Origin of the sequence: Stenotrophomonas sp. NPDC077421 (genome assembly GCF_049545505.1) — a bacterium.
Lineage (GTDB): Bacteria > Pseudomonadota > Gammaproteobacteria > Xanthomonadales > Xanthomonadaceae > Stenotrophomonas > Stenotrophomonas nematodicola.
Genome location: NZ_JBMWDP010000012.1, coordinates 48,051 through 62,972, shown reverse-complemented (window position 1 = coordinate 62,972; position 14,922 = coordinate 48,051). Strand labels below are relative to the sequence as shown.

The window sequence follows — 14,922 nt, the reverse complement described above, 5'->3', positions numbered from 1 at the left end:
GGTCTCCCGCGTCGCTCACCGCGCCGCCTTCGACGGCGAGAACTGTGGCGCGGCCTCGGCGATGCGTCTGCGCAGTGCAATGCCTTCCTCGTCCCCGGCCGCGCACGGCGGCAGGATGTCGCCGTGCAGCTGCGCCCGCAGGTTGTCCCAGCGCCGGGTCAGCACGGCCCAGTGTGTTTCGTCGTAGGTCCCCTCGAACACTACGGGCCGGATCTCGATCCGCGGCAGCTGGCCGGGCGCAACATTGTCACGGATCGCGTCGGCGAGCTTGCGCTCCCACAGGCTGCCCAGCCGGTCCACGCGGCCGATCTGCTGTTCCACCACGGCCGGGTTCCATTCCGAGTGCAGCAGCACCACGGTCCGGCACGCCAGGTGCAGGTTCAGCCCTTCGCGGCCCACCATCGACTGGGCAATCAGCACGCGCGGGAATGCATGTTCGCGGTTGAACGCCAACTGCAGCAGCCGCCGGGTGCCCGCTCCGGTACCACCGTGCATCAGCCGGGCGAAGCCGCCGCGATTGTGCGCGTAGTCTTCCGTGACGCGCTGCGCGGTGACTGACCATGTGTCGGCACCCCCCCCTTCGTCGTCGGCCTTGTCGGCGCGTTCGTCTTCGTCATCGCTGCCGGGGTCCAGGTTCGTGGCAGCCTGCACCAGTTCGATGAATGCCCGTGCCACTTCCTCGGGCGGCACGGCATCGAGCTGTTCGCCGAGGTGGTCGGCAAGCGCGCGCGCAACGGCGGCGAGCACACTGACTGAGGCCCCGTCGGTGTCCACGTGCTGGGCGTGCTGCGCCTGCTGGAACGCTTGGAACGTGGGCATGAAACGCCTGCGCAGCGGTGCGTCGAGCAGATGCATGCCCTCCCCGATCGTGGCCACCAATGCGGTGCGGAAACGCTGGCGGCTGTTCTCCAGCTGCTGGTAGTTGGCCGCCAGCTGCGCGTCGAGCGCCGTGCGGTCGAGCGGCCGGTCTGGATGGAGGGTCGCGTGGACCGCCTGGACCGCCGGCCATTCGTCCTGGTGAATGCGTTGTTGCGGCCACGGCAGGCCGGCGTCGAGCGCACGCAGCAGGCGGCGCGCATTGAGCAGGTGTGCCAGCGCGTCCATCGGCGCCCGGTAGCGTGCGAACACCAGCACCTTCTCGCCCTGGTCGCAGATGGCTTCGATGGCCTGCGCCGCCGCGAGGATCGCCGGGTGCTGGTACAACGCACCGCCGGCATCGCGCGGCGGGCGCACCGCGTTGCGCAGCGCGGTGGTCCACCACGCGGTGCGCGCGATGCGCTTGGTGTGGGCGGGCGATGCAGACGTGTCGTCTTCCACCGCGTCCGCAGCGGCAGCGCATTCAGCCGGATCGACGGCCCGATCGATCATCTCGGCGATGCCATGCCCGTTCCCAATGGTCAGGCGCTGCCGCTTGGCGTGGGCGTCCTCGCGTTGCCGGCTGGCGAGCGAAAGGGCTTCGGCGGCGCATACCGCCCGCTTCCATTCGCTGGGCAGGGTGTCGAGGGTGACACGGATGTCTTCGATGCGGCGATAGGCGCTGATGTCGCCTCCGGCGTGTTGCCTGAACGACTGTACGGCGGCATCTTCGCGTTTGTCGCGGCGCAGGACGTAGGGTGCCAGCGCGGTCTGGTAGGTCTGCGATGCCGTGGTGAAGGCCTCGACCATGCCTTCCTTGAACGGGAAGCGGCGTACGTTGGCCACCGCAGCGACGTAGCCATCGATGGCCTTCTGGATGCGTTTTGCGTCCTCGTCGGGAAGGCCGATGCGCTGCAGCGTCTGCGTCCATTGCGAGGCGTCCAGCTCGACCGGCGTGGCGCTCATGGCCAGGCGCCGGCTGCTGCCCCCCGGCGCAAGCAGTACGTCGTTCAACAGCTGGTTGAGCAGACTGCTGTCGCTGCGGCTCTTGTGCGCCTCATCGATGATGATCAGATCGACGCTGCCCAGCCCAAGACCGGTGGCGCGCTGCAGGGACTGGCGCAGCGGCGTGTCGTTGCCGTAGCCGTCCGGTGCAAGGGCGTGTACCCACGGGTCGTGGATGTCCGCCAGTCTGCGCAGGGCGGCTCGTTCCGCCCGATGCCCCGGGGCGGCGAGGCGCTCCACGATGGACGCGGCGGCGTGGTTGACCCACGGGTCGGTCAGCAGCGGGTGGTCCTTGTAGCCCCACGGTGCAGCGCCCGTCTCGTGCTTGCGCCAGCAGGCGATCAACTCCGGCAGCAGCGCCCAGCGCCAGGCGTGCGATGCGCCGCCGAGCCGCCAGCGGGCGAAGTAGTGCGAGAGCAGGACGACCGGCTCGTCGAACCAGGGGGCCGGCGCATGCGGGTGCTCCCATGCCTGCAGGTACTGGTAGACGCTGCGCAGCAGCGGTCGCGCCGGAAGACCGCCACGCTGGAGTTCGCGTCGCCACTGGTCATCCAGGCCCGGCGGCGCCACGATCGCCACGCGCCCGCCGGCCTGTACGACGCAATGGGCCAACGCCACGGCAATGCGCGTCTTGCCCATGCCGACTTCGTCGGCCAGGATCGCACCGTGCTCTTTCAGGCGCGTGGTCAACTGCAACAGGCTCGCGGCCTGGCCGGGGTTGAGTTCGATCCGCTTGTCGCGGACGACGTCGTGCGCGTGCGTGTCCACGTCCTGCCATCCACGGAACCGGGTGCTCATTGCCTGCCCTCCAGGGGCGCGTAGTCGTGTGTTTCCCACGCCAGCTCGATCCGGCGCAGGGTCTGCTCGTAGTGCCGCCCAGCCGCGGTGCCGGCGTCTTCGGCGAAGTCCGGGCGGAACGCAGGCGCGCGCAGCGGGCTGAGCGGGTTGAGCTGCATCTGCACGAAGCAGGTCACGGCAGGACACTGCCGCGCCTGGAACAGGGACTGCTCGAGCCGGTTGCACCAGGCTGTCCAGTCCACGGCGTCGACAGCGGTCTGCTGCGCGGCAATCTGTTCAATGAGCATCATCATCTGGCGGATCGCCGTGCCCGGCGTCAGGTTTCGCGGCGTGCGCCGCTTCGGACCCGTGTGTCGGTCGTCCGGGAAAATCCCCGGATCCCCCTCCCCTTCGCCCTCCTCCTCGTCGGGCAGGCCCGGGAACGCGGCAAGCTGCGTCCAGGCGTGATCGAGATCGATGGCCGGTAGCGGCGTGGCGGCCACGCGCCCGTACGCGTCGATCACCGGCACCCAGGCCAGCCGGGCTTCCGCGCCCGCCACCCAGCGCACGCGCACCAGGCGCGGCGCAGGACCGGACCAGGTGTAGCCGTCCGCCGTGATCGCGCAGGGAGTACCTGCTTCGTCGAGTACCTCCACGTCTCCTGCCGTCGGGTCGGGACGGGTCAGCCGGCCGTCGGCCGTCCAGACCAGGTAGGCGATGGGCGCGGCCACATGCTGCGGCGGGGGTGGCGCCCACGGATCGCCGGGCTGGAGTGAAGGCAGATCGTCCAGGGTGTTTCCGCCGATCGGCAGCAGATTTTCGATCCACCGCGACGGGTCGGCGCTCTTTTTCCAGGACAGGCCTTCGGGGAACTCCAGGATGCCGGCTTCGAGATTGCCTCCCGCCTGCGAGGCCGCATTGAGCAGGCCGGCGGTGGTCAGGTTGCCCGAGCCCAGATAGAGCCAGGCGCTGTTGCACGCGCCGGTGGTCGTGCTGCGGTTGGACGAGAAGAGGAACTTGGCATGCAGCGTACGCTCATGTCCTGCACCAAACACCGCTGCAGGCGCTGCCGCCGCCCTGACATGGATGGGGTGATCCGCATCCAGCCGCAGGTGATCCACCGCCCCGGCGATGGCCTGGCAGGCCTGCGGATTCACATACAGATCGACGCGCGCGCGCGGGGACAGCGCCTGGCTTGCCTTCAGGCGTTTGACGATCTTGTGCGGCAGCACGGGCGTCCCAGTGCCGCCCTTGCGCACGGTCGCTGCTTCATAGAAGCCCGAGCCCATGCACAGGTGGCTGCGTGCCACACCGCCTTCGCGCTTGAGCCCGGCGATGATCTGGTCGAGCAGCGATCGGCTGCGCGTGTCCAACAACCGCGGCCGCGCCCGGGGAGCGCGGTTGCAGCGGGCAATCCACTGATCGACATGATCGGCAGCGTCCCGGCCCGACAGCGGCGTCTCCGCTTCCAGAAGTCGGGTGTCGTGCAGGTCCAGCAGCCACGCGAACAAGCCCTGCGCGGCCATCATGTCCGCACGACTGACCGCGTCGTCCGCGACGTCGGGCGCCACCTCCAGATCGACGCGCCATGCCAGGTCCAGGCTTTCCTCGAGAGTCTGCCGCGTCCAGTTGCCGGTGGAGACGACCAGCCGCAGATGATGTCGGTCTGCCGTCGCAGCATCCCGGAACCCCAGCAGGGCCACCTTGGCGTGCAGCAGGCGGAACGGCTTGCGCGACAGGTCCTGCAGCGGCAGATGCGCGACACCGGGGACCACGGTGGGAAGCAGCACTGGCTGGCTGGGGTCCAGCATCAGTGCGAGGCGGATCTGTCCGGCGGCAGCGCGCTGCGCGGCAGCGTACGTGGTGAAGCGTTCTGCGGCCTGATTGATGAAACCGGCATCGGCCGAGAAGCCACAGATCCAGCCGAACTCACCCACAAAGCCTTCGGGCGCGGTGAAGTGATCGAGCAGCGAGGGCAGCTGCAGTCCAGGCGCGCGGCTCATGCCGACGCTCCTGCACCGGCGACGCGGCTGGCATCGATCTTCGGGCCCAGCAGGCCGTGCACGTCCATATGCAGCAGATACAGATTGCGCAGGCGGTACGAACAACCGTCGGGGAGTGAGGTCACGTATGCACCCAGGCCGGTCTCTTCCTGCGGGTCGCCGTTGTCCTGCGACAGCGCCGGCGGGTGGCCCGTGTAGGCCGGGCCCGGCTGCGCGCCGTCATCGAGCAGGCGCAGCACGTGGTCGTCGCGGCGCAGCAGGGCCCGCAGCGCGTCCGCGTCTCCGGCCTCGCATTCGCGGCTGAAGCGGTTCGCCTCATCATCGCCGTGGCCGAGTGCCAGGAAGGCGCGGGCATGGCCGGCAAGCTGGGCGAGGTGCACGGCGACGTCCTTATGCAACGGGCCATCCAACGGCAGACGCGCCTTGCCCTGGCGTGTTGCCAGGATGCCTTCGACACAGTCGAGGACGGCATTGGCGGCGTCGCGCACGCGGAACAGGTATGCACCCGCGCGCACGTCATGCCAGTGATCGGCGTCGAGCTCGGCCGGCCCGGCGTGATGGTCGATGCGGTCGGCGGCGGACGCCGACTGCTGCAGGCGCGCCACCCAGCGCCAGGCGTTCTGGCGGCGGGCGCGGTCGGCGGGGTCCAGGCTGCCGCCCTCCTCCAACGCACGCTGCAGCAGCTTGCAGGCGCTGACCGGCAGCGGCCGGGTGGGATCGAGCGCAGCCCGCAGCCCCCCGCTGCCCAGACTCAGCCCACTCCCGTCGGCCCAGTACTCCAGGTGCTCGACCACACTATTGTTCCTGCCCACCTTCGCGCCATCGGCGCAGGCGTCGATGAAGGCCACGGCGGCATCGCTGCTGCTGAACGCGTTGAAGCGCGATCCCGCCGCATGCGCCAGGCCCAGCGAGGGCAGCGCCTGTGCAGTGGACATGCGCATGGGCTGGGCGACATGGAAGCCGCGTTGCCGCGCGACGGCGAAGGAGGGCGCCCCACCGGCCGGCAGCTTGTTGCGGCCGCGCAGGCGCGGGTCCGCCGCCCGTCCGTTGGACGCATAGCCGATCATGCAGGCGACGGCCTCGATGGCATTGGCCATTTCGATGTTGCTGCAGCGCTGGCCACGGACGGTCACGCGTTCGGCCACCACCACGCTGAGCGCGGTCAGGTAGGCCTGCCGGCCAAACCACAGACCACCGGTACCGGGAACAGCGCGTTCGTTGAACCGCCGCACCACCCTGCCCAGGTCCAGCGTGCGCGTACGACGCGTCGTTGCCAGCTTCTCCGGTCCCAACAATCCCCACAGACGTTCCGTCACGCGCGCTCCTTGGCAATGGCCTGCCGGCGTCCGTTCCAGTACGTAACGCAGCGTCACAGGCGCATCCCAGCATTATGAGCATTACGTCACACAAACTAAACGCGCTGGGACGCCGGATCCTGGGCCGCGGGAGGCGCGTGGTCGCGCGGTGCGACAGACTGCGTCGCAGCGCATTGCGTGCGTCACGATACGACGCGTGCGCGTGTCTCCGTCAGGCGACAGGCAAGCGCCACCACAACCGCCAGTGCAGCGCATGTCCCCACGGCCCACAGCACCGCGGTGATGCCGTGGCGGTCCACGAGCTGCCCGCCCGTCCAGGCGCCGAGTGCAATGCCGACGTTGAAGACAGACACATAGAACGCCGCCGCAATCTCCATCGCGTGCGGGGCCGCGCGCATCATCCAGGTCATCAGCCCCACCGATACGCCGCCATACGCCAGACCCCAGGCGATCAAGGCCGCGCCACCGCCGGCCGGCGTGCCGCCAAGGGTCAGAAACAGCACAGGCGTGAGCAGCAGACCGAGTGCGATCGCAATGATGGTGCGCGTGGTGTGCCGCGCTGCGACCGTGCCGGCCAGGAAGTTGCCGGCAATGCCCGCCAGACCATAGCCGAACAGCAGCGCACCGACCCATTCGGCCGCGACGCCGGACCGGCTCACCAGCAGCGGGCGCACGAAGGTGAAGGCAGCGAAGTGTCCTCCCACCAGCAGCAACGTCAGCAGCAGGCCGATCTGCAGGCGGCGGTTGCGCAACTGCGCGGCAACGTGACGCAGCGAGGTGGAGTGGCTGACCGGCAATGCAGGCAGGACGATCATATGCAGGGCCAGCACCAGCGCACTCACGATGGCCATGCCGCCGAAGGCCCAGCGCCACCCCGCCATCCCGCCGATCAGCGCGCCCAGCGGAACCCCGAGTACCGATGCCGCCGCCACCCCACCGAAGATGAGCGCGGTCGCCAGCCCGATGGACGCAGCCGGTACCAGGCGCGCCGCCAGTCCGCCGGCGATGGCCCAGATGCCGCCCATGCAGAACCCGACCAATGCACGTGCCGCGAGCATCCAGGCCATGTCGGGCGCCAGCGCGCACGCCACGTTGGCCAGCGCCAGCAAGCCAAGCAACGCGCACAGGATGTGGCGCCGATCCACGCGCCCCGCGCCGAGCACCACCACCGGCGCGAGCACGGCCGCCAGCAGCGCCGGCACCGAGATCATCAGCGCAGCGGTGCCGGGGCTGCTGTCGAGGGCAGTGGCGATCGGCGTGAGCAGGCCGACCGGCAGCATCTCGGTGGTGACCACGGAGAACGTGGCCAGGCCGACGGCGATGACCGCAGCCCACGGATGGCGCACGGCCGGCGCGTTGAGGGAGGAAGCATGGTTCATGCGGAGGGTCCGTACGTGGGAGGAACGAAGGGCGGTGTCATGCAGCCGCGTCGGTGTTGACTGAACTGGCGCGCAGGCGGTGATGCGCGATACCGGCCAGCAGCAACACGGCCGCACCGCCGGCGAGCGCCACCGCGAATCCCGCCCGCGCGCCCTGCCCGTCCACCACCTGCCCGGCGATCGCCGCGCCCATCGCCACACCGATGTTCAGCCCTGCCAGCAGCCAGGTCATGCCTTCGGTCAGGCGCGCCGCCGGGACGAGGCGCTCGACCAGCGACATCGCCACGATCATGGTCGGCGCGAAGAACGCACCAGCCAGCAGGAGAGCGGCAGACAACGCCGGGATGCTCCCCGCCAGCAGCAGCGGCGAGGTGGTGGCCGCAGTTGCGATGCCGCCGAACAGCAGCAGACGGTGCAGCGGGATGCGCCACGCAACCGCCCCGAACAGCAGGCCGGCCGCACACGAACCGGCCGCGTAGGCCGACAGCGCCAGGCTGGCCGCTGCCGGCCTGCCCAGGTGCGCAGCGAGGGCCACGCTGGCGATGTCCACCGTGCCGACGATGACGCCCATCGCCACCATCAGGCCGGTAAGCAGCCGCACGCGGGAGGAACGCAGCACACTGCCGTTGCCGTGGGAACCTGCATCCGATGACGCCGGAGGCTCGGTAGACCGCTGCACCACCAGGGCGAACACGCCCAGTATCAGCAGCAGCGCCGCCAGCAGCAGCCCTGCCTGGGGAAACGCCACCACCGACAGCCCTACCGACACGGGCGGACCGCCAATGAAGGTCACTTCATCCAGTACGGTTTCCAGCGAGTACGCGGTCTGCAGGTGCGGCTGCCCACGGAACATCGCCGTCCAGCGCGCCCGCACCATCGCCGACATGCTCGGCATGGTGCCCGCCAGCGCGGCCCAGACGAACAGACTCCAGTCCGGCGCGTGCCAGTGGGTGCTCGCAACCAGCGCCAGCATGCCGAGTGCACTCAACGCGGTCGCCGCAGGCAGCACCCGTGCCTGGCCATACCGATCCACCCGCGCGGAGATAGGCGGGGACAGCAGCGCGTAGGCCAGCACGAAGGTGGCGGAGACGGCGCCGGCGAGCGCATAACTGCCGTGCGTCCGGGACAGCAGCGTGATGATGCCGATGCCGGTCATGGGGAGCGGCAGCCGCGCCAGCAGCCCCGCCAGGGCGAATGCGCGGGTGCCGCGGGCGCTGAACAGCGCCCGGTAAGAGGTGGACATGTCCGTCTCCGAGATCAGGCCGCTTGCCTCCCAGGAGACCGCGGCAGACAATACATACATTGCGTATGTATAAAAGCATAGATACATACGCGACGTATGTAAATGCCCTGCCGCTGCCACCCGAGGAACCGTGATGGCCCGTCGTACCCGCATCGAGATGGAACAGACCCGTGCCGCCCTGCTGGCTTCCGCCCGCGCGGCCTTCAGCGAGCGCGGCTACGCCGAGACCTCGATGGATGACCTGACTGCCCACGCGGGACTGACCCGCGGCGCGCTTTACCACCACTTCGGCGACAAGACAGGCCTGCTCGCCGCTGTGGTGGCGCAATTGGACGCGGAGATGGACGCACGTCTCCAGGCGATCAGTGATTCCGCAGCCGATCCGTGGGACGGGTTCCGGTCACGCTGCCGCGCCTACCTGGAGATGGCACTGGAACCCGAGATCCAACGCATCGTCCTGCGTGATGCCCGCGCGGTGCTCGGGGGCGCGTCACCGGATGCACAGCACCACTGCATCGCCTCGATGGAAGGGCTCCTGGACAGGCTGATGCGCGACGGCGTGGTTGCACACGCTGACCCGCAGGCGCTGGCCGCACTGATCTACGGCAGTCTGGAAGAGGCCGCGTTCTGGATCGCGGACGGCGAAGCGCCGGCGGCGCGGCTGCTGCAGGCCGGCACTGCGCTCGACCTGCTGCTGCGTGGGCTGCGCGCCGATACACACGCGGGTACTGCACAGCCCGCATAGAACAGCGCACGGGTTCAACCCCTGAGCCTGCATTTGAACGTAGCTGGATTGCGGCATCGAAAGAAGGGAAACCATCCTATCGGTGCGACAGATTTTCGCTCCAGTCTGTATTGCACGCATACCAACCGCACTCGTTGCAGGTCGATTTCAAGATGCGGGCGAGACCTGGCGAAATTGTGTTGGCGTCGCCTGCTTCGCTGTATGGATGAAGGGCCAAGGCGTATGCTCGCAGTCTGCTTAGACGAGACACGCCCATGCGCACGCTCTACCCGGAGATCACCCCGTACCGCACGCACCAGGTTGCAGTGGACGACCTGCATACCCTGTTCGTTGAAGAGTGCGGCGATCCCGAGGGCATTCCCGTGGTGTTCCTGCATGGCGGCCCGGGCGCGGGCGCGTCGCCGACGCATCGGCGTTTCTTCGATCCTGCGCGCTATCGCATCGTGCTGCTGGACCAGCGCGGCAGCGGACGCTCCACGCCGTTCGGTGCGCTGCAGGACAACACCACACCGCACCTGGTCGCCGACATCGAGCGTATCCGCACCCTGCTGGGGATCGACCGCTGGCTGGTGTTCGGCGGTTCGTGGGGGTCAACGCTGGCGCTCGCCTACGCGCAGGCGCATCCAGAGCGGGTCACCGGCCTCATCGTGCGCGGTGTTTACCTCGGGCGCAGAGAGGAGAACCGCTGGTTCAATGAAGCCGACGGCGGCGCACGCTGGCTGTTCCCGGAACGCTGGGCGCGCTACGAAGCGCATATTCCGCAAGCCGAGCGCGGCCATCTGATCGAGGCCTACTGGCAACGCCTGGATGCCGATGACATGGCTACCCGCATCGCCGCCGCACAGGCGTGGCTGGGCTGGGAAGACAACGCGGCCACGCTGGTGCACGACGTCGATGCCGTATCCACCGACGACCCGCTGCACACGCTGGCCAAGGCGCGCATCGAGGCGCACTACTTCCGCAACAACGCCTTCCTCGCGCACGGCCAGCTGCTGCGCGACATCGACCGCATCCGGCACCTGCCGGGCGTGATCGTACAGGGACGTTACGATGTGATCTGCCCGCCACGCAGCGCCTGGGACCTGGCCTGTGCGTGGCCCGAGGCGCGCCTGGAGATGGTGCTGTCCGGCCACAGCGCTACCGAGCCGGCCACCGCCGATGCGCTGGTGCGGGCGACCGATGCGTTTGCCGATCGCCTCGACGGCCGGGTCAGCGCTGGCGTTTGATGAGGGTGTCGAGGCAGTCGGGCTCGTCCCTGCTGCCCTCGATGAACACCGTGTAGTCGCCGACGTCCTTCTGCAGCGAGGTTGCCGGTTTCCAGCCCTTGGGCGGCCGCTTGCCACCCGCCGGCATGAAGGTCAGTGACGTGAGGGGGCCATGCGCAGCCTCCAGGCGCTGCACCGGATAGCAGCTCCCGGGCGCCATCTGCAGCACGATCAGCCGTGTGGCACCGGCCGTACTCGGGTGCATCTGGTACTCGACGAATGCAACCCGGTAGCCGTCGGCCGAGCCGAAGGCCGCACTGCGGAAGGTGCGTTGCCACGCCGGATCGGTGGCGGCGAAGGCGCCGTAGGCCGCTTCCAGTGTCGGGATGTCGGGCAACGCGTTGTCGCGCAGCAGCCCGTCGGCGATGGTTTCGACCGACGCCGGGGGTGCGGCCCCGGCGCCGAAGCTCATCGCGGCGGCAACGGCCCCGGTCAGCCATCCCCGGCGGAGATGAATCGGAAACAGATGACGACTGTCCATGACCTGCCCTGCACCTTCCTATGGTGGGCCGATGCTACCGCACAGGCCCGGCATGCGCCTGCGATTGCCTATCGCGCGCGCGCGCGATGGGTCCGGTAGACCATCTTCCCGTTTATCAACCGGCCGGTCGACGTTTCTTCATGGCGTCCATCGGCCGACAGGCTGGTGGTGGTCTGTTCGGCGAGCACCAGGTGGCCGTCGATGTAGCGGTAGGTCTCCGCCGAATGCGCGCAGCAGCCGCCGCGCTGAAATGACAGGATGGATCTGCTGGCCGGGTCGATCTCCAGCTGCGGCAGCGCGGACAATTCCGGGTCCAGTACGAATCGCTGCTGCGCCCGGTCGAACAGGATGATGTTGCTGGTGGCATTCGGGCCGGCGCCGCCGGACAGCCCAGGCAGTTGCAGGTCGGGGGCGCCATCGAAGTTCGCATCCACCACCTGCAGCAGGTCCGGCGACGCCCGGGTTGCGTCTGCGTCGAGGTCACGCAGCACCTGGCGGCGCGCGCCCGTGGTGGCGTCCAGCACCTCCAGGGCTATCGGCAGCACCGCGCCCTCCTCGTCCTCACCGGGAAGCACACCCACCCGGAAGCGCATGCCCGGCAGCGTCACCGATTGTTCGATCCACTGCAGCGGCTCGAGCACGTCGCGATCCAGCCAGCCGCCCGCGCGCGTGCCGTCCGCTGCGATGCGTTCGATGGCATACCCCTCGCCATCGCGGTCGATCACCGCGACGAAGCTGCCCGCGTCGATCTCAGCGATCGCGGTGACCGATCGCGCAGACGCGAGCATCGGCACCGGGCGCGGCACGAACAGAAGGTCACGGTAGGCGTGCGGCGCGAGGAGCACGAACCGATCATGATAGTGGGTCACCTCGTACTGGTTGATCGTGCTGCCATAGGCCTCGCGCGCGCAGACATCGGCGATGGCGCAAATGCCCGCCTCTTCCGCCGTCGGTGCGCGCACCGCGGGCACCCGGGTGGCGCCGACATGGCGCTTGACGTTCTCGTAGCTGATCGTGAACCCGTCGTCCGTCGATGCGACGCGGGCGTCGTCCGCGCCGATGGCGATGCGGCAGAATGGCCGCGCGGTGGTGTAGTCGTTCCAGTCCGGGAACGCGTAGGCCTGGCAGGTACGGCGGCCCGGCGTATCGCCGTAAGCGCCTGCCGCATCGGAGAGGAACACCAGCGTGTTCAGGCCCGCGGCATCGTCGCGCGCGACCAGCGCGTAGCGTACCCGGGCGACGTCAGGGACGGCGTGCTCGAAGCGGTCCTGATGGGACTCGCCCTGCACCGGCGGCAGCGGTTCCGCCTCGCGATGAGCGCCCTCGACGAGCCGGTACAGGCCCGGCGGGAGCAGGTCGGCGGCAGCGACGTGGTTGACCCCCAACAGTGCAATGACGGCGGCTGCAATGGCTGCTCCCTTGCCTGACTTCATCGAATGATCCGTTCCGCATCGCCTGTCCAGGCGCGGATTGTACCCGCCTGCGATGCAGCCCCGTCACGGCATTGCCGGGCCTTCACCGGTGCTGCGCACCGGTATGCGGATCAGGCTGTCCGACCGCCAGTCGATCCGCAGCGGCTCGCCGGCATCGGCCACCGACTCGTCGCTGACGTCGCGGCCGGTACCGTGGTTGACCTGGTGCATCGGGTCCTTGAGCACGTCCACGACCACGACAAGGCGGCTGCCGGGTGCGGTGCGCCGCGCGGTCATGCGGGTCCGTTCGAACGGGACCTCGGTCCAGTCGCCCGGCACCAGCAGCGTGCGGGTGGTCATGTCGCGGGCATGGCTGGCTCGGCCCACGAAGTAGGACAACTGCATCAGGCGGCCATCCGCCAACTGCTCATGCAGCACCACGCTCAGATCGACGTCGCGCTTGTTGATGCGCAGGTTCAGCACGCCGGAGAACGTGCCGACGATATCGACCGGCTGCGCGAAGGGCGCGCTGGCGAACACCAGGCCGGGCCCAGGTTCAAGCGCATCGCGCACGATCAGGCTGGGGTAGTACGCACCCTGGCGTGTGCTGCGGTCGGCAAGATCCACCTGCTGGCTGAGGAAGGTGCCGGCGGCGGGGAGCGTCTGGCTGAGCCGGTGCCGGGTGCCGTCACCGTCGGTTGATGTGGACAGGTACAGCGTCATCGGCGCGTCGGCGGCAGCGTCCAGCGACGGCGCATGCCCCCACTGGTTGGCACCCATCAACTGGTAGTTGATGCGGTCGGCCAGCAGCGCGGGCCGCGGCGCCCCGCGCAGCACGTGGTCCAGCCATTGGAAGGTGATCGCCGGGGTATCGAACTGCGCCACAGGGTCCACCGTGTACCCGCGCAGCTCCAGTGCCTTGGTCGCGGACTGCGCACCGACATGGTCGTACGGGCCGATCAACAGCGTGTGGTCCGCGTTCGGCCGGTGGCGGTAGTGCTCCTTGAGGTACTGCAGCGCGGAGATCTGCCCATCGTCGTAATAGCCGGTGATGCTCAGCACGGGGATGGCGATCTCGGCGAACTGTGCGCCGTACGGGACCATGTCCTGCCAGTAAGCGTCGTAGTCGGGGTGGCGCAGCCAGCGCTGCAGCCACGGGTTGGGCGTGCCGTCGATCTGGTCGATGTCCCGGTAGGGCCGGCCGGAGGTATACCAGGCATCGGCCAGGTGCGACCAGCGCTCGTGCTGGTCGTAAGTGGCGTCATCCAGCAGGCGTGTGTTGGCGACATAGAACGGCCAGGCGTAGTTGGCGCTGAGAAACACGTTGTTCTCCATCGGCAGGCCAAGGCCGGGGATGGCCGCCACATACGGCACGATGGTCTTCAGTGCCGGGTGCCGATGGCCTGCTGCGGCCCAGGCCGCGAAGCCGGAGTAGCTGCCGCCGTACATGCCGACCCGGCCATCGCTCCAGGGCTGCCGGCTGATCCAGTCGATCACGGCATGCGCGTCGCGGCCTTCGGTTTCGTACGGCGCCGCAGTGCCGGTACCGAGGCGCTTGCCACGGGCATCCACCACGATCCCGGCATAACCGCGCGCCGCCGCCTGCAATGCCTGGCTGCGGTTGCGCGCGGGCTGGGTGTAGATGGTGAACAGCATCGCGGTCGGCAGGCGCGGTTCGGCCCCACGGCGCCGGGCCAGATGCGCCGACAGCGTTACGCCCTCCCCGACCGGAATCAACACGGCATCGTCGATCACGAAACGCCGCCTCTCGTCCGCACGGACCAGCGCTGGGGCGTAGGCATCCGCAGCGCGGTAGGCCTGCACGAACGCGGCTTGGCGGACCAGTTCCAGCGCGTCGTCGCGGCCGATCGTGGCGGCACCCGCGTGCATCGCCCGCGCCTCGCGCAGGCGCGTATTGGCGGCCGCCAGATCGGCGCTGAGCCAGGGATGGGTCTGCACCGCAGCCAGGTCGTCCAACGTCGCCACCCGCGCCTGGAACGCCGCCGCGTACGCGGCCCCAGCCACGGCGTCGCCGCCGGCCGGCGCCTGCGCACGGGCGTGGGCATACAGCAGGAACGGCGCCCAGCGCGGGGCGCGTGCCGCACGCTCGGGGGCGTCGAGCGTGGCCAGCAACGCGTCGATTTCCGTGACCGCCTGCGCCGGCCGGCCGGCGACGATCAGCAGGTGGATCCGCTGCGCGGGCGTGAGGGTCGCTGCCGCCGCAGATGGATCGAGCAGTGCCTGCGCGAGTGGCGCCAGACCGTCCTCGGGGTTGGCCGGGGCGTCGGCCGCGGCCGGCCATGCCAGCGGATCTGCGTGAGCGGCGGCGGACAGGGCGGGCAACGCGAGCAGCAGCGCGCACAGCCAGGCGGAACTACGACGGGCGATGGCCACGGGGCGTCCTTGCTGATCGGGAGGATGGCGCTGCGCTGCCGCCATCC

At 69.3% G+C, this 14,922-nt stretch carries 10 protein-coding genes; 2 read left to right on the top strand and 8 right to left on the bottom strand.

The features are described from left to right. Positions 1-15 precede the first annotated feature (15 nt). The 5 genes from ACPEH1_RS08695 to ACPEH1_RS08675 form a co-directional block, all read right to left on the bottom strand. Positions 16-2,658 carry a helicase-related protein gene (locus tag ACPEH1_RS08695; RefSeq protein WP_423715643.1) on the bottom strand — a complete coding sequence of 881 codons (2,643 nt, stop codon included), beginning with the start codon at positions 2,656-2,658 and terminating at the stop codon, positions 16-18. Further along, positions 2,655-4,574 (bottom strand): hypothetical protein, encoded by a 1,920-nt coding sequence (locus ACPEH1_RS08690; RefSeq protein ID WP_423715642.1) that lies wholly within the window; start codon positions 4,572-4,574, stop codon positions 2,655-2,657. The genes ACPEH1_RS08695 and ACPEH1_RS08690 overlap by 4 nt, the downstream gene beginning before the upstream one ends. A gap of 62 nt (positions 4,575-4,636) precedes the next feature. Then, positions 4,637-5,956: a hypothetical protein gene (locus ACPEH1_RS08685; protein ID WP_423715641.1), complete on the bottom strand. Its 1,320-nt coding sequence runs from the start codon at positions 5,954-5,956 to the stop codon at positions 4,637-4,639. Positions 5,957-6,138: 182 nt separating this feature from the next. Then, the gene (locus ACPEH1_RS08680; protein ID WP_423715640.1) at positions 6,139-7,335 is read right to left on the bottom strand and encodes an MFS transporter; all 1,197 of its coding nucleotides are present in this window, start codon (positions 7,333-7,335) and stop codon (positions 6,139-6,141) included. Between the two features lie 37 nt (positions 7,336-7,372). Then, positions 7,373-8,578 carry an MFS transporter gene (locus ACPEH1_RS08675; RefSeq protein WP_423715639.1) on the bottom strand — a complete coding sequence of 402 codons (1,206 nt, stop codon included), beginning with the start codon at positions 8,576-8,578 and terminating at the stop codon, positions 7,373-7,375. A gap of 133 nt (positions 8,579-8,711) precedes the next feature. Here ACPEH1_RS08675 and ACPEH1_RS08670 point away from each other — a divergent pair, with 133 nt between their 5' ends. Both ACPEH1_RS08670 and pip read left to right on the top strand, forming a co-directional pair. Further along, positions 8,712-9,323, top strand: a complete 612-nt coding sequence (locus ACPEH1_RS08670; protein ID WP_136004809.1) for a TetR/AcrR family transcriptional regulator — start codon at positions 8,712-8,714, stop codon at positions 9,321-9,323. Positions 9,324-9,577: 254 nt separating this feature from the next. Next, entirely contained in the window at positions 9,578-10,549 is a 972-nt protein-coding gene (gene pip, locus ACPEH1_RS08665) for a prolyl aminopeptidase (protein WP_313273643.1), read from the top strand. On the opposite strand, the gene ACPEH1_RS08660 is transcribed toward pip, so the two are convergent. From ACPEH1_RS08660 to ACPEH1_RS08650, 3 genes are all read right to left on the bottom strand, one after another. After that, complete coding sequence (locus ACPEH1_RS08660; protein WP_423715638.1) at positions 10,533-11,069, bottom strand: hypothetical protein; 537 nt, start codon at positions 11,067-11,069, stop codon at positions 10,533-10,535. The genes pip and ACPEH1_RS08660 overlap by 17 nt on opposite strands. 68 nt (positions 11,070-11,137) lie before the next feature. Next, complete coding sequence (locus ACPEH1_RS08655; RefSeq protein WP_423715637.1) at positions 11,138-12,502, bottom strand: XAC2610-related protein; 1,365 nt, start codon at positions 12,500-12,502, stop codon at positions 11,138-11,140. 63 nt (positions 12,503-12,565) lie between these two features. After that, positions 12,566-14,875, bottom strand: coding sequence for a CocE/NonD family hydrolase (locus tag ACPEH1_RS08650; protein ID WP_423715636.1), 2,310 nt, complete (start codon positions 14,873-14,875; stop codon positions 12,566-12,568). Between the last annotated feature and the right edge of the window lie 47 nt (positions 14,876-14,922).